Source organism: Mucilaginibacter sp. KACC 22063 (genome assembly GCF_028736115.1).
Lineage (GTDB): Bacteria > Bacteroidota > Bacteroidia > Sphingobacteriales > Sphingobacteriaceae > Mucilaginibacter.
Genome location: NZ_CP117877.1, coordinates 4747031 through 4771433, shown reverse-complemented (window position 1 = coordinate 4771433; position 24403 = coordinate 4747031). Strand labels below are relative to the sequence as shown.

The following is a 24403-nucleotide window of genomic DNA, read 5'->3' as shown; positions in this document are numbered from 1 at the left end:
GGATTGTGTATAACAACCCGGCTTTTCTGTATCGTTTAAAAATGATTAAACGTGAATAAATAATTTTTCGTGTGGTTTGCGTACTTTAGGTAAAGCAGCGTATTGATCATCATCGGCACGGTAACCTATTGTAGCAATAACGGTGGCAGTAACGCCTTTTTCTTTCAATCCCAATATTTCGTCATATTGCTGTGCGTTGAAGCCTTCCATAGGGCAGGCATCAATACCTAATTCTGAAGCAGCTGAAATTAAAACACCCAAAGCAATGTAGGCTTGCTTTTGTGCCCAAACTAATTTTTGCTCGTCAGTTCTGTTGGTTACAGCATTAACAAGCATATCTTTAAGGCCAGCAAGAGATTCAGTGCTTGTTTGCCTTACACTTGCAATCTCGTTGATATACTCATTAACATAGTTTGCATCGATATTAGTTTCTGCGGCAAATACGATTACCTGAGAGGCATCAGTTATTTGCGATTGGCCAAACGATGCTTCACGTAGTTTAGCACGTACATCGGCATTTTCAACAACAATTACTTTATAGTGCTGCAAGCCGTATGATGATGGTGAAAGGCGAACAGCCGCTAATAATTCGTCTAATTTATCCGCAGGTATTTTTTTAGTAGGGTCAAATTTTTTGGTGGCATAGCGCCAGTTCAATTTTGATAGTAATGACATAATGTTCGCATTAAATATGAACAAATATAGATGTTTAAACATATATATTTGTCTTCGGAACGTAAACTAATAACCCCTTTCGCGCAATAATTTCCTGCGCTCTTTTTCTAACCGCTTTTGCTCTTTCTTGGCTTCCTTCTCTCGCTTTTTGGCAGCGTCAGCACTATCCTGTGCGGCTTTGCCAGTTGTGTCCTTCTTGCCAAACAGGCGTTGGAAAAAGCCTGGTTTACTCACTTCCTTTTCGGTTTTTTCAGCCTCGTTGTCGTTTTGCTGATTTGGCGGTACACCGGCAGCATCGTCATTATCATCAGCAGGGCGCATCAGGCTCTCTACTTTAGCGGTATCAACAGCAGTAGGGGCAGGGCGCAAGCTTGGTTTAACCCTTACTGTATAAAAACCATACGCGTTAGTATCAGGCTGGGTAAGCCCATTTTTAGCCATTAGGCGGCCTATGAGGTTAAAATAGCCGTGCAGTCGCGGGTTAAGTGATCCGTCTGACAGGAACGCATACAATCCCTTTTTAGGGTTAGGTACAATGCTGGCCAGGTATATACTTTCGCCAAGTGTAAGTTCTGACGGAGATTTATCGAAATAATAATGCGATGCCTCACCGATACCATAAACATTACGGCCCCATTCAATAATATTGAAATAGACCTCCAGCATGCGGTTCTTGGTCATGATGCCGTTATTCTCTATCAGCCAAACGATCAACGTTTCCTCAATTTTGCGGGAAAGTGTTTTTCCTCTGTTCAGAAAAGCATTTTTTACCAGCTGCATAGATATGGTACTGCCGCCGCGTTTAAACTTCTTCTCTTTAAAGTCGGTAGCAATTGACTTGCGGATAGATTCTTCAACAAAGCCGTGATGGCGGAAAAATGAAGGGTCTTCGGCCGTCATTACCGCATTGCGCAGGTCTGGCGAAATACTTTCGAGCGGTGTAAAGCGTGGATTCGACGGGCCTATGACACGCGATGGCATGGGCTTACCCTTTTCATAGGGCGTATAAACAAACTCGTGGTTTAGTTTGCTAAAGTCGGTTTTGCCATAACTGATGATCCGGAAATTATCCTTACTCAACCGCGAATCAAACTGTACATTATCCGGGTCCTTGGTATCCAGGTAAAAGTTAAGCTTATAGTTTAACTTGCCGGCCACCTGCATACCCTCAAGTGACTCGAACATCCCTTGCGGAAACGAACTGAACATGCTTTGCGCATCAATCCAGCCGGTATTAATTTTCAGTTCATAGATCTTATTTGGCCTTAAGGTATACTTGATAAACGGATGCGCCGTAAGGTCTTTGATCTTGATGGTTGATGAACTATCTACCGAGACAAAGTTTTCACCTACAAAGAAATCAGCATCAATGCTTCCGTTTGGCACTACAATATCATTTGCTGCAAGGGCCTTGTGATTAACCAATAGGTTTCGGATGGACGAATATGCGTAAATGTGTGTTTCTCCACTGCTATGTTCCACTTTTTTTAACTGGGTGGTAAGCGTATCAAAATTGAGTTTCAGCTTAAACTTTTGCTCAATAAACGGGAACTCCACCTTCTTGCCATCGGCATAAAACTTAACGTCAATGTTTTTATCTGACGGATGCATGGTGCCATCCAGGTGCCATATCGATTCGCGGTTGTTAACTTCAATGGTTGAGTTCAGCTTTCCGTCCTCAATGCGAGCAGTAGGCATGTTCAGCATAACGCGGTTACTGTCATCAGCAAAAGAAATATTGAAGTTTTTAAGATTAAGGTTATCCGGTATTTTGTACAAAACGCCGTTAACTAAATTGTTGGCGAGTTCAGAAAGATCAACCTTTGATTTAGTCTCTGTAGAATCTTTTTTCTTCTTGAATAGAAAATCGAAGTTACGTACGCCATTATGGCTGGTGAATTTAAGGTACCCATCTGCAAGGTTTACATCGGCAAGCTTAACGTCGCCCAAAATAAGCGGCATTAATTTTACGCTCACATCAAATTTATTGATATGTACCAGGCTGTCGCGCTGGTAAGGTACTACAGAAATATTGGTAAAAGCTACCGTACTGAGGCCTGTAAAATGTGCTGAACCTATTGTGACATCTAAATTATAATCTCTTTTTGCTTTAGCTTTAGCTTTGCTGATAACTTTTTGCAACAATGCTTCGCGTTTAGAGTAGGCAACGGCGCCCGCAATAAAAAAAATAACAAGAAGGGAAACGACGGTAATTACGGCTATGCGGATGTATTTTGGATTAAGGCGATGCATCTGAGAAATTTAACCAAACATAAAACTAAATCCTATTGCTTGCAAAACGGTTTTTAGCAAAGTTTATTTCCTAACAAAAGCAAAGCCCCCCTGTTTTTATAAATTTGCACTGATTTTAATCAATACATGAATATTACAAAAGAACAAGTATTACAAGCCCTTAGCAATGTGGAAGAACCGGATCTGAAAAAAGACCTGGTAACGCTAAACATGGTTCAGGATATTCATATAGATGGCAATAAGCTTAGCTTTTCCATCATACTTACTACACCGGCCTGCCCGCTGAAAGGGCTAATTGAAAATGCCTGCCGCAATGCAATAAGCCATTTTATCAGCCCTGAGATTGAGGTGAGCGTTAATATGACCTCGCGGGTAACCACGCAGCGCAATGGGGGAATACCGGGCGTTAAAAACATTGTTGTAGTAGCATCAGGCAAAGGTGGGGTAGGTAAATCAACGGTGGCGGCTAACCTTGCGCTCGGCTTATCGCAAAAAGGCGCAAAGGTGGGGCTTATTGATGCAGACATTTATGGCCCATCGGTGCCTATTATGTTTGGTTTGGAAAATGCCCGCCCGCAAGCCAGCCAGGTTGAAGGTAAAACGCGCATTGAGCCCATTGAGAAATACGGTATAAAGCTGTTGTCTATAGGCTTCTTTACAGACCCAAATCAGCCGGTGCCATGGCGCGGACCAATGGTTTCAACTGCAGTAAAGCAACTGTTTAATGATGCCGACTGGGGCGAACTGGATTACCTGGTAGTGGACCTTCCGCCGGGTACGGGCGATGTGCATATCACCGTTACGCAAAGCTTCCCGGTTGCGGGGGCGGTTATTGTTACCACACCTCAGAATGTGGCATTAGCCGATGCCCGCAAAGGCATAGGCATGTTTATGATGAATGCTATTAACGTGCCGATACTGGGTGTGATAGAAAACATGTCATACTTTACCCCAGCCGAATTGCCCGAAAATAAGTATTACATCTTTGGCGAAGGCGGCGGGCAGAAAATGGCTCACCAGATAGATGCGCCGTTTTTAGGAGAAATACCATTGGTAAAAAGCATCAGCGAGTCTGGCGATGCGGGGCAGCCGGTAATTTTACAGGATAACAATCCGACAGCACAAGCGTTTTTGAATATAGCCGAAAGGGTAGCGCAGCAGGTGGCTATTTCTAATGCCGGCATTTCAAATAAAATAAATAGTTAGTATCTTTACGTTATAATTAAGTATAAATGAGTTTATTAGAGCAGGTGGAGGCAGCGTTGGATACGATACGCCCGTATCTGGAGGCTGACAGCGGGAATGTTTCTGTGGAAGAGATTACTCCGGACAACGTTGTTAAACTTAAATTACTGGGCTCGTGCGGATCATGCCCAATGAGTATCATGACCCTGAAGGCCGGTATAGAACAGGCTATAAAAAAGGCTGTTCCGGAAATTACAGGGGTAGAGGCCATCAATTTAACCGATATTGATGACCCCAATGCCGTTTTACCAGAAAATTTAAGATAAGATTGTTAAGTTATGTTAAAATGCAGCTGCATCATATGCAACGCTGTATTTTTGCGTTCTGGATAAAACCATTTTACACTGTTGATAATTATAAAAGATAAAGAACCGTCAAAGACAATGAAGCGTATCGCTGGCATATTGTGTTTATTGATTTTTACTGCGATTACCGCCATGGGTCAGAAAAAAGACGACCACCTGGTGCAGTTTTCGGGTATTATCCATAATGCAGACAGTACGAAGGCTGTTGTACAGTATGTAAACATCGCTAATGTATCTTATCATGACGCGATGAACATGTCTAACTATCAGGGCTACTTTTCTTTTGTAGTACACGAGGGTGATACCCTGCGCTTTACCTGTGTGGGTTACGAGGCGCAAACGGTGGTAATACCCCAAGGTGTTGGCAAAAGCTTTACAATGCAGGTTAACATGAAACCACAAACAGTGCATTTGCCAATGGTGCGCGTGTTTCCGTGGGCAACTACTGACGAGTTCAGGAAAGATTTCCTGACCATGAAAATAGCTGATGATGATCTGGAAAATGCACGGAAAAACCTGAGTAAAGGCGCCATGGAGGCTTCTAAGAGCTCTTTGGCACGTGATGCACAGGAAATACAGTCATTTAACGCACAGGATATGCACATGCGCCTGATGAACCAGCATTCGCTTACACCTAACCCACTGCTTAATCCAATTGCATGGGGTACCCTTATTAAACAGATTGCCGACGGTGATAAAAGCCGTGGCGGAAATTAGCGGCCTTTCTTAACAGCAGGAAACTTCATTCTATAGTCCACCTTTACCATTCCACGGGAAATATCGTTCAGTTTTTTCTCAATTAAACGTTTTCTCAGCGGGCTAAGTTTGTCTGTAAACAGTTTACCTTCTATATGGTCATACTCGTGCTGTATTACACGTGCTGCTAAGCCTTTGTAAGTTTCTTCGTGCTCAACCCAATTTTCGTCGAGGTATTTGATTCGCACATGCGATTGTCTGTAAACATCTTCGCGGATGTCGGGAATACTTAAACAGCCTTCGTTAAAAGCCCATTCCTCGCCGGTTTCTTCCAGGATCTGCGCATTGATGAATACCTTTTTAAAGTCAGCCAGTTCAGGCTCATCATCATCAAATGGCGTTGCATCAATTACAAATATGCGTTTTGAAACACCTACCTGCGGGCCAGCTAAGCCAACGCCACGTGCACCATACATGGTTTCAAACATGTCTTCAACAAGTTTTTTAATGTCTGTTTCGCCAGGCTCAAAATCAATTGCTTTTTTCTTTAAAACCGGGTCGCCATAGGCTACAATAGGAAGTTTCATAAATGCAAAATTACAGATTTAATCTGTTGGCTCAAACATCAGCGTGGTAAGCTGATTGGCATCCAGAATTTCGTTGCTTATTTCCAATGCATCGTCAGCAGTTACAGCGTTAATTTTATTAATCACATCTTCAAGCGAGTCAATATGGTTAAAATCCATCAGACTTTTAGCCATGGAGATAATCAGGTTCATCCGGTTTTCTTCGGCAAGTACAATCTGCCCGGTAAATTTTTGTTTAGCCTGATGCAGCTGCACTGTACCTAATTTGTTTTCGCGCAGCTTCTTTAGCTCTTTGTTCACCAGTTTTATCGCACGTTCTGCTTTTTCGCTGTCGGTTCCAAAATAGATGGTAAATAAACCGGTATCAGTAAACGGAATATAGTTTGATTCTATGGTGTAGGCTATCCCGTATTTTTCCCTTATTTCCAGGTTAAGCCTGCTGCTCATGCCCATGCCCCCAAGCAGGTTATTTACTAACAGCAATCCGCTTTTTTTAGGATGTGATGAGGGATAAGCCTGCGTGCCTATAACGCAATGCGTTTGTGATATTGCTTTGCTTTCCCGTTGTGTTGAAGCGGGGTTTTGCGCTGGCCGCTTTCTGTTTTTGGTATTGTTATTAGCCGGTATATGCGAAAAATACTTTTCGAAAAGTTTTATTAAGCGCTTAAAATCATAATTTCCGCTTACTGCAAATATAATTTGGCTGGTGTTATAGTTTTTATCTATAAAGCTTTTAATGTCAATCTTGGATATTTTTTTAACGGTATTAATCGTGCCTAAAATATTGCCGCCGAGTGGGTGCCCTTTAAAAAGGAGCGACTCGAAATCGTCCTGTACCGCTTCTTCGGGCTGATCGAGATAGGATGCAATCTCATCTAATATTACACCGCGTTCCTTCTCAATTTCCTCGTCGGGAAAGGTGGAATGAAAAACAATGTCCTCGAATAGGTCGATAGTTCGTTCCAGGTGTTGGTTTAAAAAGGATGCATGTATGCAGGTATATTCTTTTGTGGTGTAGGCATTCAGATCGGCGCCTACTAGTTCCAGCCGGTTAAGAATCTGGCTGGTATTGCGGCGGCTAGTTTCCTTAAAAAGTAAATGCTCTATAAAATGTGCAAGGCCTTCCTGCTCTGGCGTTTCGTCGCGCGCACCGGCATTAATCATAAGGCAGCTGTGACTGACTATCGATTGTGCCGGATGATAAAGTACACGTATGCCGTTTTGTAATGTATGAAGCTGGTATTCCATATAAGAACGTCAAAGATGACAATAAAAGAGGAGATAATTTTGTGGGCTACAAGGGTTTATTAATTAAATTTGTAGCATGAAAGTAAAAGTTGCTGACCTTGAGTTTGAACCTTTGATAGATAAAAAAGCTTTAGAAAGCCGGATTGAAGCACTTGGAAAGCAACTAAGCAATGAGTATGCAGATAAAACCCCTGTATTTTTAGGGGTGCTGAACGGTAGTTTTATGTTTATTGCTGATTTGGTTAAGCATGTTACCGTTCCGTGCGAAATTACTTTTACCAAGCTGGCCTCTTATTATGGCGGTACCAGCACCACCCGTAATGTGCGTAATGATATTGATTTGAGCGTTGATATAGCCGGGCGACATGTAATTATTGTAGAAGACATCATTGACTCGGGTAATACGCTGGCTTACTTAATTGAACGATTGAAGATACATAAGCCCGCATCGTTAACGGTTTGCGCACTGCTATCTAAAACTGCAGCTATCGAGATCTATATCCAGGAATTAAGATATATAGGTTTTGAAATAGAAAATGAGTTTGTGGTTGGCTATGGGCTCGACTATAAAGAGCAGGGGCGCAACCTGAATGAGATTTACCGTTTGGTGAGCGCGTAATGAGCATGAAGAACTTATGGCTTATCTTTCTGTCTGCACTTATATTATTGGCCTGCAGTAAACAAAAATCAGAGATTAAACCGGTAGTTAAAAGCACAGCTTTTAGTAATGTGGTAATATTAGGGAACAGCATTACTTATTCACAGCAGAATTTGTCTATTGGCTGGATGGGCAACTGGGGAATGGCGGCATCCGTTCCGGAAAAAGATTATGTACACTTGCTTGCCGCGCATTTTAAGGCAGAAAATGCTAACTGTAGCATACAGTCAACCAATATTTCCGGATTTGAGTTAGGATACAATACATACGATCTTGATGCCAACTTAAAAGCTTACCGTTACAGTAAGCCAGATCTGCTGATTCTGCGTATTGGTGAAAACGTGCAAAGCACATTTGATTCGGTTGCTTTTGCCAAAAGATACCAGGCACTGATCAACTATATGAAAGTCGGTAATCCAGATCTGAAAGTTTTAGCCGCAGGCTCTTTTTGGCCCGACAGGGGGTATGTTAACACGATTATGAGCCGGTATACACCCTATATTTCTCTTGAATTTTTAGGCCGCGATATCAGCAATTATGCGTTTGACCTGCAAAATGTTGATGCTTCTGTACAGGGGCATCCCGGCGATAAGGGGATGCAAAAAATGGCAGATACTATATGGGCTACTGTTAAAAAAATGAAATAGGTCAGGCAGTAACGCCAGCCATTTCATTCAACAAATCAACCGCCTGCTCAATGGTTTGTACACCTTCAATACTGATGCGTAAGGTATTCTTAACTTCCTTCAAATTAACTCGTCTTGGATTTTGCTGTACGTAGCTAAGCACCTGCCTAAAGGCATCAGTTTCAAAATATGGCGACTGCTGGTTAGTAATGAAATACCCCCGCAGTATGTTTTTCTTTAAGGAGATCTTTTCAAAGCCAATAGCCTTACCCAGCCATTGCAAACGCATAGTGTTTAACAGATCATTCACCTGCCGGGGGATAGGGCCAAACCTGTCTGACAGTTGTTGTGCAAAAGCCTGTAGTTCTGTTTCGTTCTCCAGTTTAGAGAGTTCGGTATACAGGTTGTACCGCTCGGCGATGCTGGTTACATACTCGTCGGGGATTAAAATTTCAAGATCGGTATCTATTTGTGTAAATGAGATAAATGGCCTTGGCTTTTCATCCTGAAACACCTCTTTAAACTCGTCTTCTTTTAGTTCCTGTATCGCCTCGTCAAGTATCTTATGATACATCTCAAAGCCAATCTCTGCAATAAAGCCACTTTGCTCGGCGCCTAATAAGTTACCGCTGCCGCGAATGTCCAGATCGCGCATGGCTACGTTAAAGCCGCTACCTAAATCACTGAATTCTTCTATGGCGCTTAAGCGCTTACGTGCCTCTGGCGTAAGGGTAGATAATGGCGGACTCAACAGATAACAAAAAGCCTTTTTATTGCTCCGGCCAACGCGTCCTCGCATCTGGTGCAAATCGCTTAGGCCAAACATATGCGCATGGTTAATGATAATGGTGTTGGCGTTCGGGATATCCAAACCGGCCTCAATAATGGTGGTAGCAACCAATACATCATACTCTGCGCTGACGAATTTTAACATTACATCTTCCAGGTCATCGCCTTCTAGCTGGCCGTGTGCAATACCAATGCGCGCCTTTGGTACCAGTTTACGTATCATGCCGCCCAGTTGAGCTAAGTCGGCCACCCGGTTATGGATAAAGAATACCTGCCCACCGCGGTCTATCTCGTACTCAACAGCTTCTTTGATCAGTTTATCGTTAAACACATGCAGCTCTGTAGTTACTGGCTGGCGGTTAGGAGGAGGGGTGGAAATAATAGATAAATCGCGGGCACCCATTAGCGAGAAGTGCAGTGTACGCGGAATAGGTGTTGCCGTAAGCGTAAGCGTGTCTACGTTTACGCGCATCTGCTTCAGCTTCTCTTTGGTAGATACACCAAACTTTTGCTCCTCATCAATAATCATCAAGCCGAGGTCTTTAAACTTAACATCCTTGCTAACCAGGCGGTGAGTACCAATGATGATATCAATCTTACCTTCGGCAAGCTTTGCAAGGGAATCCTTGATCTGCTTGCTCGATTTAAAGCGGTTGATATAATCTATATTGCAAGGAAAGCCTTTAAGGCGTTCTGAGAATGTTTTATAATGTTGTGCAGCAAGAATAGTGGTAGGCACTAAAACGGCAACCTGCTTACTGTCTGTAACGGCTTTAAATGCGGCACGCACAGCAACCTCCGTTTTTCCGAAACCCACGTCGCCGCAAATAAGGCGGTCCATCGGGTGCGGCGATTCCATATCCTTTTTGAAATCGGCAGTTGCTTTTTCCTGGTCGGGAGTGTCTTCGTATAAGAAAGAAGCTTCCAGCTCGGTTTGCAGGTAGCTATCGGGTGTAAAGGCAGTGCCTTGTTGTGATTTACGTTTAGCATAAAGCTTAATTAAATCGCGGGCTATGTCTTTAACTTTTTTTTTTGTTGTTTTCTTCAGCTTTTCCCAGGTATCTGTACCCAGTTTGTTCATTTTAGGGATAGACCCTTCTTTACCGCTGAACTTGGATATCCGGTTTAGCGAATTGATGTTAACATACAGCAGGTCGTTGTCGGCATAGATAAGCCTGATCATTTCCTGCATTTTGCCGTTAACCTCCACCTTTTCCAGGCCGGCGTATTTGCCAATACCGTGGTCAATGTGGGTTACATAATCGCCCGGTTTAAGCTCACGCAGTTCTTTAAGCGTAATGGCCTGCGAGCGCTGGTAGCCCTTGCGCAGCTTGTATTTATAGTAACGATCAAAGATCTGGTGGTCTGTATAGCAAGCCAGTTTAAGTTCGCGGTCAACAAAGCCTTCGCGTACAGCAATATTGATGGGGGTAAACTTGATGGTCTTATCCAGATCCTCGAAAATAGCATATAGCCTTTCCACCTGTTTAGGCGAATCGGTAAATATCAGGTTTTCGATGTGGTCAGCCTCGTTATTCTTGATGTTGTGCATCAGCAGGCTGAAATCTTTATTAAAAGATGGCTGCGGCCTTATGTCAAAATTGATCTGGTGCTGTGTTTCATAAAAGAACTGCTTGCCAAATTCAATAACAGGGAAATCATACAGCTGATCGGCTATCAGCTTTTCGTCTGTAAAGCTGAATTTAGGGTCAATCCAGTCGGGGTTCTGGTTTTTATCTTCGGCCGAAAGCGCTTTCCAAAGCTGCGAGGCTTTTTTATAGCCATCTTTTATAATGTCAAGCGTAAACTGCACGTCCCTTATCCAAACCTGTGTGCCGGCTTCGGCATACTCAAGCAGCGAAATATTATTCTCTGTCAAGAACTTCGACTGTACGTTAGGCACAATCGTGATGCTCTTGATCTGCTCTACAGACAGCTGGCTTTCAATTTCAAATGTGCGGATGGATTCTATAAAATCACCAAAGAATTCGATACGGTAAGGCAGGTCATGCGAAAACGAGAAAATGTCCACAATACCGCCGCGAACAGAAAACTGCCCCGGTTCATAAACAAAATCAACCCGTTCAAAATCATATTCGATTAGAAACTCGTTGATAAAATCAATGCTCAGGTTATTGCTGATCGAAATTTCAAGCGTGTTTTTTTCAAGCGAACTGCGGTCGATTACCTTTTCGGCCAAAGCTTCGGGGTAGGTTATAATAAGCCGGCCTACAGATGAAGTATGATTCAGCTCATTCAATACCTCTGCACGCGCCAATACATTGCTGGCATCGGGTTGCGTAAATTCAAATGCTTTACGGTATGATGATGGAAACAACAGCACCTCCTGCCCGGTAAGGTTTTCAAGGTCGGCCTGAAAATAGCTGGCCTCTTCACGGTCGGGCAGCACAAATATCATATGCTGATGCTGCAAAAACCACAATGCTATCGCCACCGTGGCATCGCTTGATCCGACGAGCCCCCGCAATTGTATACGAGGGTTTTTACCCGAGTTAAGCGACTTTGCAAGTTGCTGTACCCGGCTGTCGCCCTTGTAACGTTCTAAAATATCACGAATATTCAAAACGCTGCAAATATAGCAAAAACGGAGCCAACGTTTATGGCTGCTGCTTTATGCAAACAAATAAGTTACGTTTAACGCGCTGTGGCTTTTTTACAGGTTAAAACAAACAATCTTTTACTATCAATCCTTTAAATGATAGCTGGTCAGCAGGCAACCAACATCAATCAAAAACTCTAACAAACATTTATAACAATGAAAAACGCAGTATTATCAGGTTTAATCATCGGGCTTTTAAGCGGTTTATGGCTGCTTATTATGCGCTGGGCTGGTTACACCATGTTTAACGACCAGGTAGCACCTATTGAATATATATCTATACTGATACCGGTTGTCGGTGTTTTTTGGGGATTGAAAAGCTACCGCGATCATGATCTTGGAGGCAAAATGGGTTTCCTTGAAGGTATTGTGCAAAGCTTTAAGATTATCATATTAGGTGGTGTTATCGCCGGTTTTATTGGGGTAGTGTACATCAATTATGTAGACGGAAGTAATTTCAGAGATTTTTCGGGCCGTTTATTTGGAGCATTGCTGATCGGTATTATATCTTGCTTTGCGGCAACGCTAATACTGATGACCAATTCCAAAAAAATTGATTAAGCTGGTTAAAAATAATTTCGAACTGATATTTTGGACAATGGCTATTGTTGCGCTGGGTTTATCAGACCCGGGCAGCAGTAGCCATTTTACTTTGTGCCCTTTAAAGCTGATGGGTTTTAACTGGTGCCCGGGATGTGGTTTAGGGCATGCCATCTCATGGTTATTGCATGGTGATCTGAAAAGATCTTTTGCGACACATCAATTGGGCGTGCCTGCTTTGTTAATTATTTTTCACCGCATTTGTTACATTTTGTACCTGCGTTTATCTAAATTTAAAAAACATAGCACTTATCATCATGGAATATAATTCTTTTGCCTCTTTCCCTGGCGTTACTTTTGAGGAAATGAACTTTTTGCAGCAAATGAGCGCCAATCTTACTGAAAATCAAAAACGTAACTTTTTAAGCATATATGCTGGCCGCCGCAAAAGCGCACAGGACATATTACTGTTTGCATTGTTGGGCCTTATTGGCTTTGCTGGTATTCACCGCTTTATACTTGGGCAGGTAGGAATGGGGATCTTGTATTTTTTAACCGCGGGCTTATGCTTCATCGGTACTGTTGTTGATCTGATCAATTATAAAAGCCTAACCAACGAATACAATAGCAAAATGGCATACGAAAGTATGCAGATTGCCCAGATGGCCCCATAATATATGGATAATGATGGTGTAGGGAAAGTGCTGATTGTTATTGGTGGAGTTGTGCTTATTGCGGGTATTGTCATTTACTTCTTTGGGAGTAAACTGAACTGGCTTGGCAACTTACCCGGCGACATACGCATAGAGCGGGAAAACTTCAGGTTTTACTTTCCGTTTACTACGCTGCTGTTGCTGAATGTCCTGTTGTATATTATCGTCAGGATTTGGCGTTGGCTCAATTGGTAAGTATATTGCCCCTATGAAGTTAGCTGAACTAACCAATTACCTGGAAAGCCTTGCGCCGCTGGCTTACCAGGAAGACTATGATAATTCGGGGTTGATCGTTGGCCGGCCGGATCAGGAGATCCACCAGGCGCTGATCTCGCTTGACTGCACAGAAGCGGTAGTTGATGAGGCTATTGCCAAAGGCTGCCAGTTGATCGTATCGCACCACCCCATTGTTTTTAAGGGAATAAAGAAATTTAACGGGCAAACCTATGTACAAAGGGTAGTTGAAAAGGCGATAAGGCATCATATTGCTATTTATGCCATTCATACCAATCTTGACAATGTGACAGGCGGGGTTAACCAGCGTATATGCGATGTACTTGGCTTAAAAGACAGCCATATCCTTTCTCCGAAAAACAACATACTTAAAAAACTGGTAACCTACGTGCCTAAAGCGCAGGCTGCGCAGGTGCGCGATGCCTTGTTTAAAGCAGGGGCGGGGCATATTGGCAACTACAGCGAATGTAGTTTTAATAGCGAAGGCACAGGAACGTTTAAGGGAAATGAGAACAGCGATCCGTTTGTCGGTCTTCCGGGGCAGCAGCATCACGAGGCAGAGATTAAGATAGAAACAATATATCCTGTCAATTTAGAGAATAAATTGCTGGTGGCACTGTTTTTGGCGCATCCTTATGAGGAGGTAGCTTATGATTTATATCCGGTTACCAACCAGCATCAGCAGGTTGGTTCAGGGATGATCGGCGAACTGGAAATTCCGCTTACAGAGGAGGAGTTTTTACGCCACGTTAAATATAGCCTTAAAGCACAGGTGATACGCCATACCGAATTAAGGGGCAAACCGGTAAGAAGAGTAGCGGTTTGTGGTGGGTCGGGAGGCTTTTTATTAAAGCAGGCTATTAGTGCCGGAGCCGACTTTTTTATTACTGCCGACTATAAGTATCATGAGTTTTTTGATGCCGAAAAAAAAGTTGTGATTGCTGACGTGGGACATTTTGAAAGTGAGCAATTTACGCAGAATTTATTATATGAAATTATTCAAAAAAAATTTGCTAACTTTGCCGTCCGTTTAACAGAAATTAATACAAACCCCATAAAATATTTTATTTGATGGAACAAACCGTAGAGCAAAAGCTTAAAGCTTTATTCGAACTACAAACCATTCACACCAAAATCGACAGAATCCGCCAGATAAGAGGGGAACTGCCTATGGAGGTTGCCGATCTGGAAGACGATGTTGCCCAGCTGGAAACACGTATCAACAAGATTAAAGGCGAACTTGACGATCTTGAAGACGATATCGTAACCCGTAAAAACCTGATCAAAGAAGCTCAGGCTAATACTAAGAAATATGAAGCCCAACTTAACGATGTTAAAAACAACCGCGAGTACGAGGCTATTTCTAAAGAGATAGAAATCCAGGGCCTTGATATCCAGGTAAGCGAGAAGAAGATCCGCGAGTATGAGTACGAAATCAGTACCAAAACGCAGGTTTATGATAAAGCAGCGGCTGATTTAGAAAGCCGTCGTAATGACCTGGAAGCTAAAAAAGCCGAGTTAGGTACGATTACTGCAGAGACGCAGAAAGAAGAGGAAGAGTTAATATCACAGGCAGATAACGCTAAAGAAAGTATCGAGCCACGTTTATTAACTGCCTATAGCCGTTTACGCCAGAATGCTAAAAATGGTTTAGCAGTTGTAACCATTCAGCGCGATTCATGCTCTGGCTGTTTTAACCAGATACCTCCGCAACGCCAGGCAGATATACGCCAACGTAAAAAAATCATAGTTTGCGAACATTGTGGACGTATTTTGGTTGATGAGCAAATAGCGCTCGAAACCGAAAACGCATAAGTGTTTCACAAAATAATTAAAGGCGCCTCATAAGGGCGCCTTTTTTGCTTTATGACTAAGAAATTTTCTATTCTGCTGATACTGCTGCTTAGTTTGCAGCACGCCTTTGCCAGCCTGGATTTTAATAACAACTGTGTACAGGCTTATAACAACATCGTAAGTTTGAAGCTTAGAAAAGCCCGGGTTTTAATTGACCAGGAAAAGGCTGCCCATCCGGATAATGCCATAACAGCTTTGCTGGATAATTACTACGATTACTTTTATCTGCTGACTACAGATAGCAAAGCCGACTTTGACCGTTTGAAAGGTAATAAAAGTAAGCGCATAGATATTCTGGATGATGAGGATAGCAGCTCTCCCTATAAAAACTTCGCAATAGCACAGATCAACTTGCAATGGGCGCTTATTCACAACCGCTTCGGCGAAAATACCACAGCCGGGTTTGAAATTAATAAAGCATACCGCCTGCTGCAATCCAACCAGAAAAAGTTCCCCAACTTTCTACCCGATGATATACCGATGGGTATGGTCAATATTCTGTTAGGCTCATTACCCGACGGCGCACTGAAAAGCGCGCTTTCGTTTTTCGGTATCAAAGGCAACCAGCAAACCGGTTTAAATACTTTGCAGCAACTGGCCGTTAAATTGCCAAAAACAGGTTATGCCTTTTATTATGACGAACTAGTTTTCTATTTAACCTACGTACAGGCTTACGTAATCAACGATAGTAATGCATACGCTAAGATGCAGCAGTACACTGCCGAAATGGACAGCGGCAGCCTGATAAGGAGTTATATTAAAGGATTTGTGGCTTTACGCACAGGGCACAGCACACAAGCTATTGAATACCTCGAGCACAGGCCATCGGGTTCGGAATATCAACCTTATGCTTACCTCGACTATCTTTTAGCCAACGCCAAATTAAACAGACTGGATAGTACCGCCGATGATACCTTCCGTAAGTTTTTAAATGAGAGCAAAGGTGTAAGCTTTGTTAAGGATGCTTACCTGCACATGGCATGGTATTACTTGTTGCATGGCGACGAGAAACGCTACCAAAGCTATGTACAGCTGGTTAAAACCAAAGGCTACCAGTACCAGGAAAAGGACAAGCAGGCATTAAGCGAAGCTAACGGGCCGATGCCGGATGTGGCCCTGCTGAAAGCACGTTTGTTATTTGATGGAGGCTATTACGAAAAGGCTTTGAATATAATTAAAGATAAGGATGTAAATAGCTTAAGTTCTGTTCAGGATAAAACGGAATATTATTATCGTGCAGGGCGTATTTATGAGGCTTTAGAAAAATACGATGAGGCCTTGCGTAATTATCAGCTTACGATAAATACAGGTAAAGGTACGCCATATTACTATGCCCCTACAGCAGCTTTACGCATGGGTGGGATATATGAAATGCAAAAGAATAAACAGGAGGCCGTTCACTTTTACAACATGGCCATTGCTTTTAAAAACCATCAGTACGAAAGCAGCATAGAGCAAAAAGCGAAGGAGGGCATTAAGCGCCTGGGTTATTAGGTCAGCAGTTTGTAAAAACGGCTTAATTAGCTTTACTTGTAAGTACGCAATAGGTCAACATTTCGTACATAAGATATAATGCGAAAAATCATATTAACCTTAATAGGGGCAGTCGCTTTTGTATTAAGCAGTTGTGCCCAATCAGAGAAGAAAGACCAATTTCAGGTCCATCATTACAATAAGCTTACCCCCGAGCAGGAAGCGGTTATTGTAAACAAGAATACCGAGATGCCTTACACCGGTAAATACCTCAACAACCACGATAAAGGTATTTATGTATGTGCGCGGTGTAATGCGCCGCTTTACCGGTCAGACAGTAAGTTTGATTCGCACTGTGGCTGGCCAAGTTTTGACCAGGAGATAAAGGGGGCTGTAAAACGCCTGCCCGATCCGGATGGCGAGCGCACGGAGATTGAATGTAACCATTGCGGTGCCCACTTAGGCCATGTGTTTTTAGGCGAAGGCTTTACGGCGCTTAACACTCGTCATTGCGTTAACTCGCTGTCGCTAAAGTTTGTTCCGCAGTCAGAAATTTCTAAAAACGTTGTATTAAACTAATCAATTATGCGTAAATATTTTTTAACGCTCTTTATGCTTTTGGCATTGCTGCCATTTAGCAAGGCAAATGCCATTAAACCGGCTACCCAGACTGCCACCTTTGGTATGGGGTGCTTCTGGTGCTCTGAAGCTATTTTCACAAGGCTAAAGGGTGTTGTTAAGGTAGAGTCGGGTTTCTCTGGCGGTACAGTACCAAATCCAAGCTACGAGCAGGTGTGTACCGGGCGAACCGGCCATGCCGAAGTGGTAAATGTAGAATATAATCCGGCGGTGATCAGCTATGCCGATCTATTGGAGGTATTCTGGAAAATGCACGATCCAACCACGCTTAACCGCCAGGGCGAAGATGAGGGAACACAATATCGATCCGTGATATTTTATCATACGCCTGAGCAGAAAGCCGAGGCTGAAAAATATAAGGCGGAGTTAAACAGACAAAAGGTTTACGCTAACCCGATAGTTACGCAAATAGTGCCGTTTAAGGCTTTTTATAAGGCCGAAGATTATCACCAGAGCTACTTTGCCCTGAATGGAAAGCAGCCGTACTGCCGCCTGGTAATACAGCCAAAGGTAGATAAGCTGGAACAGGTATTTAAAAATAAACTGAAGAACTAAAAGCTTCAGTTTATAGCAATAGAAAAAGCCTTTCTGAATTTTCAGAAAGGCTTTTTAATATCATGTAGAAAACTTATACGCGTTTTGATTTGATACGAGCTGCTTTGCCGGTAAGTGCGCGCAGGTAGAATAATTTAGCACGACGTACTTTACCAAAGCTGTTCACATCAATTTTCTCGATGTTTGGTGAGTTAATAGGGAAGATACGCTCAACACCTACACCATTTGACACTTTACGTACAGTGAAAGTTTCGGTTGAACCAGTGCTGTTGCGTTGGATGCAAACGCCTTGGTAAACCTGGATACGCTCTTTGTTACCTTCTCTGATTTTATAGTGTACGCTGACAGTATCACCTGCTTTAAACGCCGGAACCTGCTTTTTTTCTACTGACTGCTCTTCAACAAATTTTACTAAATCCATGATTTTTAGCTCTTAATGCGATTTTTAACCCGTAAAAATCGGATTGCAATAATAGGCAATTTTTTACAAAATAAAAAGCGGTTTTAAAATTTTTCCACATTTTCTGTTTTGCTAACACAATAAAGCCTAATGCACTGTATTGCAACCGTTAAACGGTTGATTTTATTATTTAATTACTTATTCGCCCAGTAAATCGGGGCGGCGTGTGCGTGTGCGTTGCACAGACTGTTCAAAACGCCATTTTTCAATTTCAGGCGTGTTGCCGCTCAGTAAAATATCCGGCACTTTATGCCCGTTCCAATCGGCGGGCCTAGTGTAAACCGGAGCATCCAGTAACTCGCCCTGGAATGAATCTGAAAGGGCAGAGGTTTCGTCAGACAATACGCCCGGTATCAGTCTTACAATGGCATCAACCAAGATGGCTGCCGGCAATTCGCCGCCAGATAACACATAGTCGCCTATAGAAATTTCCCGGGTAACATACAGGTCGCGTATGCGCTGATCTATCCCTTTATAATGCCCGCATAAAATGATGATGTTTTCTACTGTTGACAATTGGTTGGCAATTCCCTGGTTTAGGGTAACGCCATCTGGTGTCATAAATATCACCTCATCATATTCCCGCTCGCTTTTCAGCTTTTCAATACAGGCTGCAAATGGTTCAATCATCATTACCATACCACTGCCTCCGCCGTAGGGGTAATCGTCTACGCTTTTATGTTTATTGCTGGAATAATCGCGCAGGTTATGCACCAATATTTCGGCAATGCCTTTCTTTTGTGCACGCTGTAAAATAGAGTGGGCGAAAGGGCTTTCCAGCAGGCCGGGCAGAACGGTGATGATATCGAAACGCATAATTCTTAATCCAAATAAACATCTAATAAACCTTCGGGCAGGTCAAGGTATACTTCGCCGCCTTCCAGGTCAATTCCTTTAATGGTAACGCCGTTAAGCGGAAAAAGAACCTCCCTGTTTTGGTATTGTAATGACGCTATGATCTGCTGAGGATATTCCATCACGTCAGTTATTTCACCAAGCTCGCCAAGGGTTTCGTCTATCGCTATAAAGCCTTTAAGGTCTTTCAGGGTAAATTCCTCCTTAGCTTTTTTAGGTTTTAATTTGTTAGGTAAAAAAACATCTTTTTTTGCCAATACTGTGGCTTTCTCCACGGTGTCAACTTCTTCAAGATTAACATAGGCCGTATTGGCCATCGGGTATTTAATACTTTTAACAAAATAAGGAACCAGTTTGCCCGCTATATCAACAAACACAGCGTTAAATTTTATGCTGTCAAGGTTGTCAAAGTCAACATACAGTTGTAGTTCGCCTTTTAAACCACGCGCCTTGGTAAATGTGCCTATCCTGAAGGTGTCTTCGCTTTTCATTACAAATTTCACTAAAAAATAATAGCGAAGTACCATAAGGCGCTTCGCTATTTAAATTATTTAAGCCGATAAAATTACTCAGCTGTTTCTTCAGCAGGAGCTTCAGTTGCGCCTTCTGTTTCTTCAGCAGCTTCGGTAGTTTCTTCAGCAACAGGAGCATTCTTAGCAGCAATAGCAGCAGCTCTGTCTTCTTTTTTCTTAGCTTCAGCAGCTAAAGCAGCTTTGCGGGCTTCTTCTTTAGCGGTAGCTAAACCTGATTTTTTACCGGTAATTTTACCTGTTTTCTGGTCTAACCATGCATTGAATTTTTCCTCAGCCTGTTCAGCAGTTAATGCACCTTTAGCAACACCGCCTTGTAAGTGCTTGCGGTATAATACACCTTTGTATGAAAGGATAGCACGGCAGGTATCGGTTGGCTGTGCACCATTGTTAACCCAATCTAAAGTTTTATCGAAGTTGATATCGATAGTAGCTGGGTTAGTGTTTGGGTTATAAGAGCCTAAACGCTCAATAAAACGGCCGTCGCGTGGTGCGCGAGAGTCGGCTACTACAATGTAATAAAAAGGTTTGCCCTTTTTACCATGTCTTTGCAATCTGATTTTAGTTGCCATTCTTTATGTATTCAACATTATCCCCGGAGCTTATTCTGCGGGGCTGCAAAAATAACAAAATATTTTTAATTGCGAAAGATAATCAGTTGATAATGTGATAGCATTAAATCAAAACAGGCTGCGCTTTTCAGATCCGAGAAAGCGCAGCCTGTAATGGTGGTTAAGGTTGAGAAGGTTTAGGTGTTGAGCGACCCTTTTAAACTATCAATGTGGAAAGCTTCCCCCATATGGTTGTTAACTACATCGAATGTGATATCAAATATCAAACAAACATGTTATAAGGGATAGCGTAAAAAGCCCGTTTTTTGCCAGTTCTTTAACCCTCTTATAAATACCGTGTTTTAACGGTATTATAAAAATGCTGGTTAATTATATCTTTAGAAAAAACTTATCATACTAACCAAAATGGAAGAAACAGGAAAAATTGAAGGGGAGAAAATCACCCTGTCGCAGGCAAAAAAGTATATCAAAAACTACACATCTAAATGTTCAGACACACATTTGCGGTCGTTCTCCATCAGTTCTAAATTTCTAAAGGCTATTATTGAGCAGGAAGAATGTGAATATGTTAAATTCTATTTGTGTGCCCTTGATGAAAACGTAGAGCCAAGTCCGCTAACCCCGGGGCATTCTTTGGTGGTAGTAGGCGCAGATGCCAATAAGACTGTTATATTAAAAGGGCCTGATGATGATGATGATAATGAGATATATGAAGATCTGAGCCATTGTCCTCCTAACTGCAATAATGATGGCTGTTTTGAAGATTAGGTCAAGTATTAAAAAGGACAAGCATACACTTGTCCTTTTTAATGATATATACAGTTGTATGCTATTAAATTAGCTTGTATATTCATACCGGTTAAGGTATAAACAATTGGGCTTATTATATTATCTGTGCATGGCGGTTATGGCCGCAGGAGCAGTGCTGGGAATTTATTTATGGTATAGGAAGTTAATCCCTTCAAATATTTATCCTGTTGTTTACCTGTTAATAACGGGTTTATTATGTGAAATTTTAGCAATTCTTTTTAAACGCCTGTTTCATAACAATCTTCCTTGTTACTTCTATTATGCCCCTCTTGAATATAGTGGTTTGAGTTGGTTCATATACATAAACATTAAATCAGCTTTTGCCAAAAAATATATTTATGTGTCTGTTATACTTATGTGGTTAATATTTGTGGTAATCTCTCCTTATTTTTTTATGGGAGATATTAACTCAATGGTGAATGTCCTGTCTTACGCAGGCGCTTTAAAGGGCGTAATGATAATGCCGCTTTGTGTAATATATATCTATCATGTAATTGTCCAGATCAGTAATCTCCATAAAATAGACCGATGGGTTACTATAATTGTAGCTATAATGTTCTTTTATTACGCATTTGAAGCATTTAATGGTGTGGCAAATTTATATTTAATGAATTATGCCATTTCCCATCATATATCTATTTATGATATTTACAAAGAACCATATGTATCCCAGGTTTATGTTTGTAGGCAATTACTCACGGTTAAACCATTGCTATTCATCACAAACTTTATTTTTTATATTGTGATATTAATAGTGCTTGTAAGGTACTGGTTAAAAAACAATACAGAGGTTGCCGTCTCTTAAAATTACAAAGTATCAATAAACCAAGTAACAGCTAATAAAATGAACAATTTATACTAAGAATCTGCATTTTTGCAGTGACTATCTTGTGTGCCCCCTTATAACCAAGTTGCAACCCTGTGGCTGAAAAAATTGATTTCTGGATGTTACTTACTGTGGCTATTGGCATACTGGCTATGTTTGTGGCTGTTATTATTTCAATTTTATTTGTTTATCAGCGTAAAACTTATGAGCACAGGAAAAAAGTTACGGCGATAGAAGAAACGCTTAAACAGGAAATATTAAAAACGCAGATCGAAGTGCAGGATCAGACCCTTACTTATATTAGCCGCGAAATTCATGATAACATTACACAGGTACTTTCATTCGTTAAACTGTCGCTTGGCGTAAAAAATAATGACCCGGTTAAAGTGCAGCAGAAAATAGACGAAAGCCGCGAATTGCTTGCACAAACTATCAATGATCTGCGCGACCTGTCAAAAAGCTTAAGCTTTGATACCATAAAAGCCCTTGGGCTGGCCGATACCATCAGGTTTGAGGTAGATCGTATCAATAAAAGTGATCTTGTGAAAATGGACTACGCCATAATTGGCGAACCTTATGAACTTTCTGAGCAGCAGGAACTGATCCTGTTCAGGATATTTCAGGAAAGTGTGAACAATGCACTAAAACATGCCGAGGCCTCTGTTATTAAAGTGGAGATCAGTTACCTGCCCGAAATATTTAAGCTTTCTGTTGCTGATAACGGAAAAGGGTTTCCGATAGAGATACTAAATGAACACCGTGGGTCGGGCCTGAAAAACCTGCAAAACCGCGGTAAGCTTGTTGGGGCAGATGTGATGATTGATAGTATACCAGCTAATGGCTGCCAGGTTGCTGTTAGCCTGCCAATAGATATTAAAAACTTCCATGACGAATCAAAAGTTTCAGATAGCATTAGTTGATGATCATAAACTTTTCCGGAGCGGTATAGCTTCGCTGATCAATCAGCTTGATAACTACACCGTTCTGTTTGAAGCCTCTAACGGTAATGAACTCATTACCAGGTTTAGTAATGTTAATCCGCCGCATATAGTAGTGCTTGACATTAATATGCCAGAGATGGATGGTTTTTTAACTACGCAATGGCTTAAAAAGAATGCGCCAGATACACGTATTATCATACTTTCGATGTATCAGGATGCGGAGAAGGTATTGTCAATGGTTAAACTTGGCGTACATGGCTACTTACTTAAGGATTCGGAACCTGAAGAATTTGAAAAGGCATTAAGAGAAGTAACTAATGGTGAGCTTTATTATCCGTCTTTTGTTACAAGGCATTTGGTAGAAAGCTATAGCAAACCCGACATAAATGTTAAACTTAATACCAGGGAAGTAGAGTTTTTAAAACTGGTAGGTACCGAAATGACCTATAAAGAAATTGCTGATAAAATGAATATCAGCGTTAGAACGGTTGACGGCTACCGTGATCAGCTTTTTGAAAAACTGCAGGTAAAAAGCAGGGTGGGCCTGGTGATATATGCTATAAAAAACAACCTGATGCAGTTGTGATTTGCTAAATTATTTAGCAAATTTGTTTATGCCATTTGAGGAGAATCCGGAGTTTTTTAAAGGCCGTGGGGCACAGGTAAATACGCATAGTAAGTTTCTGAAAAACAAATATGTTTTGGCGCATCAGGAAGCGCTTGACGAGCCTATGCTTGAAAACAGTACTACCCAGTTTTATCATGAAACACCTAAGAAGATAGTAAGCGAGTCAAAAAGTCCTGATTTAGGGCATATGCATTCTATCAACCCATATCAGGGATGTGAGCATGGCTGTATCTATTGTTATGCCCGTAACAGCCACGAATACTTTGGCTTTAGTGCCGGCCTTGATTTTGAGCGAAAGATCATTATCAAAGAGAATGCGCCTGAGCTGCTTGAGCAATATTTTAATAAGCGGAATTACCAGCCGGTACCTATCCTTTTATCTGGAAATACAGATTGCTATCAGCCTGCCGAGCGTAACCTGGAGATTACACGCAAGCTTTTGCAGGTTTTTTTAAAGTATAAACATCCGGTTAGTATCATTACCAAAAATAACCTGATACTACGTGATATTGATATTATAAGCCAGCTATCTGCGCTTAACTTGGTGCATGTAAATGTTTCTATCACCTCGTTAAATGAACAGCTAAGGCAAAAGCTGGAGCCGCGAACGGTAACAGCATCTGGCCGTTTAACTGTTATTGAAAAACTGTCAGCCATTGGTGTGCCGGTGCGTGTGATGGCTGCACCTATTATACCTGGGCTTAACAGTAACGAAGTGGCCGACATTATTAGGGCCGCCGCCAACAGGGGCGCCTTAGATGCAGGATTTACCATTGTAAGGCTTAATGGCAGTATCGGTGATATATTTACCGACTGGATACACAAAACATTCCCAGACAGGGCAGAAAAGGTGTTGAATATGATTGCCAGTTGCCACGGTGGTCAGATCAATGATAGTGAATTTGGCAGGCGCATGGTAGGCGATGGTAACATTGCCGACTCTATTAAGCAGCTTTACCGCGTTGCCTGTAATCGGTTTTTAACCGGACGAGAAATGCCGCCTTACAATCTGAGCTTATTTACACCTCGCTCCGGAAAGCAAACAAGTTTGTTTTAGATGGATAGTCTCTG

General features: G+C 41.9%; 28 protein-coding genes. 19 read left to right on the top strand and 9 right to left on the bottom strand.

Annotated features, from left to right (window positions below; all coding sequences use genetic code 11):
• Window positions 1–45: 45 nt before the first annotated feature.
• Complete coding sequence (locus PQ461_RS20955) at window positions 46–675, bottom strand: NAD(P)H-dependent oxidoreductase (RefSeq protein WP_274207522.1); 630 nt, start codon at window positions 673–675, stop codon at window positions 46–48.
• A gap of 66 nt (window positions 676–741) precedes the next feature.
• A complete protein-coding gene (locus PQ461_RS20950) occupies window positions 742–2928 on the bottom strand; it encodes a biosynthetic peptidoglycan transglycosylase (RefSeq protein WP_274207521.1) in 2187 nt (728 codons plus the stop codon).
• A 126-nt stretch (window positions 2929–3054) separates the two neighbouring features.
• On the opposite strand from PQ461_RS20950, the gene PQ461_RS20945 reads away from it, so the two are divergent.
• The 3 genes from PQ461_RS20945 to PQ461_RS20935 all read left to right on the top strand — a co-directional run bounded on the left by PQ461_RS20945 (window position 3055) and on the right by PQ461_RS20935 (window position 5195).
• The gene (locus PQ461_RS20945; RefSeq protein ID WP_274207520.1) at window positions 3055–4134 is read left to right on the top strand and encodes an Mrp/NBP35 family ATP-binding protein; all 1080 of its coding nucleotides are present in this window, start codon (window positions 3055–3057) and stop codon (window positions 4132–4134) included.
• Between the two features lie 26 nt (window positions 4135–4160).
• Window positions 4161–4439, top strand: a complete 279-nt coding sequence (locus PQ461_RS20940) for a NifU family protein (protein WP_274207519.1) — start codon at window positions 4161–4163, stop codon at window positions 4437–4439.
• A 171-nt stretch (window positions 4440–4610) separates the two neighbouring features.
• Window positions 4611–5195 carry a peptidase associated/transthyretin-like domain-containing protein gene (locus PQ461_RS20935; RefSeq protein WP_274207518.1) on the top strand — a complete coding sequence of 195 codons (585 nt, stop codon included), beginning with the start codon at window positions 4611–4613 and terminating at the stop codon, window positions 5193–5195.
• Here the strand turns inward: PQ461_RS20935 and def are convergent.
• Together def and PQ461_RS20925 are read right to left on the bottom strand one after the other, a co-directional pair.
• Window positions 5192–5761, bottom strand: a complete 570-nt coding sequence (gene def, locus PQ461_RS20930; RefSeq protein ID WP_274207517.1) for a peptide deformylase — start codon at window positions 5759–5761, stop codon at window positions 5192–5194. The genes PQ461_RS20935 and def overlap by 4 nt on opposite strands.
• 18 nt (window positions 5762–5779) lie before the next feature.
• Window positions 5780–7009 (bottom strand): M16 family metallopeptidase, encoded by a 1230-nt coding sequence (locus tag PQ461_RS20925; RefSeq protein WP_274207516.1) that lies wholly within the window; start codon window positions 7007–7009, stop codon window positions 5780–5782.
• 76 nt (window positions 7010–7085) lie between these two features.
• On the opposite strand from PQ461_RS20925, the gene hpt reads away from it, so the two are divergent.
• Both hpt and PQ461_RS20915 read left to right on the top strand, forming a co-directional pair.
• Entirely contained in the window at window positions 7086–7628 is a 543-nt protein-coding gene (gene hpt / locus PQ461_RS20920) for a hypoxanthine phosphoribosyltransferase (RefSeq protein ID WP_274207515.1), read from the top strand.
• 5 nt (window positions 7629–7633) lie between these two features.
• On the top strand, window positions 7634–8314 hold the full coding sequence (locus tag PQ461_RS20915; protein ID WP_274207514.1) for an SGNH/GDSL hydrolase family protein: 681 nt from the start codon (window positions 7634–7636) through the stop codon (window positions 8312–8314).
• A gap of 1 nt (window position 8315) precedes the next feature.
• On the opposite strand, the gene mfd is transcribed toward PQ461_RS20915, so the two are convergent.
• Window positions 8316–11666, bottom strand: coding sequence for a transcription-repair coupling factor (gene mfd / locus PQ461_RS20910; protein ID WP_274207513.1), 3351 nt, complete (start codon window positions 11664–11666; stop codon window positions 8316–8318).
• A 192-nt stretch (window positions 11667–11858) separates the two neighbouring features.
• On the opposite strand from mfd, the gene PQ461_RS20905 reads away from it, so the two are divergent.
• The 9 genes from PQ461_RS20905 (at window position 11859) to msrA (ending at window position 17710) form a co-directional block, all read left to right on the top strand.
• A complete protein-coding gene (locus PQ461_RS20905) occupies window positions 11859–12263 on the top strand; it encodes a DUF4199 domain-containing protein (RefSeq protein WP_274207512.1) in 405 nt (134 codons plus the stop codon).
• A gap of 37 nt (window positions 12264–12300) precedes the next feature.
• Window positions 12301–12570 (top strand): DUF2752 domain-containing protein, encoded by a 270-nt coding sequence (locus PQ461_RS20900; protein WP_274207511.1) that lies wholly within the window; start codon window positions 12301–12303, stop codon window positions 12568–12570.
• Window positions 12560–12916, top strand: coding sequence for a TM2 domain-containing protein (locus PQ461_RS20895; protein WP_274207510.1), 357 nt, complete (start codon window positions 12560–12562; stop codon window positions 12914–12916). The genes PQ461_RS20900 and PQ461_RS20895 overlap by 11 nt, the downstream gene beginning before the upstream one ends.
• Before the next feature lie 3 nt (window positions 12917–12919).
• On the top strand, window positions 12920–13150 hold the full coding sequence (locus PQ461_RS20890) for a DUF2905 domain-containing protein (protein WP_274207509.1): 231 nt from the start codon (window positions 12920–12922) through the stop codon (window positions 13148–13150).
• 13 nt (window positions 13151–13163) lie between these two features.
• A complete protein-coding gene (locus PQ461_RS20885; RefSeq protein ID WP_274207508.1) occupies window positions 13164–14261 on the top strand; it encodes a Nif3-like dinuclear metal center hexameric protein in 1098 nt (365 codons plus the stop codon).
• Entirely contained in the window at window positions 14261–15004 is a 744-nt protein-coding gene (locus tag PQ461_RS20880) for a zinc ribbon domain-containing protein (protein ID WP_274207507.1), read from the top strand. The genes PQ461_RS20885 and PQ461_RS20880 overlap by 1 nt, the downstream gene beginning before the upstream one ends.
• 51 nt (window positions 15005–15055) lie before the next feature.
• Window positions 15056–16537: a YfgM family protein gene (locus PQ461_RS20875; protein ID WP_274207506.1), complete on the top strand. Its 1482-nt coding sequence runs from the start codon at window positions 15056–15058 to the stop codon at window positions 16535–16537.
• 78 nt (window positions 16538–16615) lie between these two features.
• Window positions 16616–17095, top strand: coding sequence for a methionine-R-sulfoxide reductase (locus PQ461_RS20870; protein ID WP_274207505.1), 480 nt, complete (start codon window positions 16616–16618; stop codon window positions 17093–17095).
• Between the two features lie 6 nt (window positions 17096–17101).
• The gene (msrA, locus tag PQ461_RS20865; RefSeq protein WP_274207504.1) at window positions 17102–17710 is read left to right on the top strand and encodes a peptide-methionine (S)-S-oxide reductase MsrA; all 609 of its coding nucleotides are present in this window, start codon (window positions 17102–17104) and stop codon (window positions 17708–17710) included.
• A 73-nt stretch (window positions 17711–17783) separates the two neighbouring features.
• On the opposite strand, the gene rplS is transcribed toward msrA, so the two are convergent.
• The 4 genes from rplS to PQ461_RS20845 form a co-directional block, all read right to left on the bottom strand.
• Window positions 17784–18131 (bottom strand): 50S ribosomal protein L19, encoded by a 348-nt coding sequence (gene rplS / locus PQ461_RS20860; RefSeq protein WP_274207503.1) that lies wholly within the window; start codon window positions 18129–18131, stop codon window positions 17784–17786.
• Window positions 18132–18308: 177 nt separating this feature from the next.
• Complete coding sequence (trmD, locus tag PQ461_RS20855) at window positions 18309–18986, bottom strand: tRNA (guanosine(37)-N1)-methyltransferase TrmD (RefSeq protein ID WP_274207502.1); 678 nt, start codon at window positions 18984–18986, stop codon at window positions 18309–18311.
• 5 nt (window positions 18987–18991) lie between these two features.
• A complete protein-coding gene (rimM, locus tag PQ461_RS20850; protein WP_274207501.1) occupies window positions 18992–19516 on the bottom strand; it encodes a ribosome maturation factor RimM in 525 nt (174 codons plus the stop codon).
• 74 nt (window positions 19517–19590) lie between these two features.
• Window positions 19591–20127: a 30S ribosomal protein S16 gene (locus tag PQ461_RS20845; protein ID WP_274207500.1), complete on the bottom strand. Its 537-nt coding sequence runs from the start codon at window positions 20125–20127 to the stop codon at window positions 19591–19593.
• 405 nt (window positions 20128–20532) lie between these two features.
• Between PQ461_RS20845 and PQ461_RS20840 the strand changes: the two genes are divergently transcribed.
• The 5 genes from PQ461_RS20840 (at window position 20533) to PQ461_RS20820 (ending at window position 24389) form a co-directional block, all read left to right on the top strand.
• The gene (locus PQ461_RS20840; RefSeq protein ID WP_274207499.1) at window positions 20533–20895 is read left to right on the top strand and encodes a hypothetical protein; all 363 of its coding nucleotides are present in this window, start codon (window positions 20533–20535) and stop codon (window positions 20893–20895) included.
• Between the two features lie 139 nt (window positions 20896–21034).
• Window positions 21035–21742 (top strand): hypothetical protein, encoded by a 708-nt coding sequence (locus PQ461_RS20835; protein WP_274207498.1) that lies wholly within the window; start codon window positions 21035–21037, stop codon window positions 21740–21742.
• A gap of 116 nt (window positions 21743–21858) precedes the next feature.
• Window positions 21859–22683 (top strand): sensor histidine kinase, encoded by an 825-nt coding sequence (locus PQ461_RS20830; RefSeq protein WP_274207497.1) that lies wholly within the window; start codon window positions 21859–21861, stop codon window positions 22681–22683.
• A complete protein-coding gene (locus tag PQ461_RS20825) occupies window positions 22649–23290 on the top strand; it encodes a response regulator (protein ID WP_274207496.1) in 642 nt (213 codons plus the stop codon). The genes PQ461_RS20830 and PQ461_RS20825 overlap by 35 nt, the downstream gene beginning before the upstream one ends.
• A 28-nt stretch (window positions 23291–23318) precedes the next feature.
• The gene (locus PQ461_RS20820) at window positions 23319–24389 is read left to right on the top strand and encodes a PA0069 family radical SAM protein (RefSeq protein ID WP_274207495.1); all 1071 of its coding nucleotides are present in this window, start codon (window positions 23319–23321) and stop codon (window positions 24387–24389) included.
• Window positions 24390–24403: the final 14 nt, after the last annotated feature.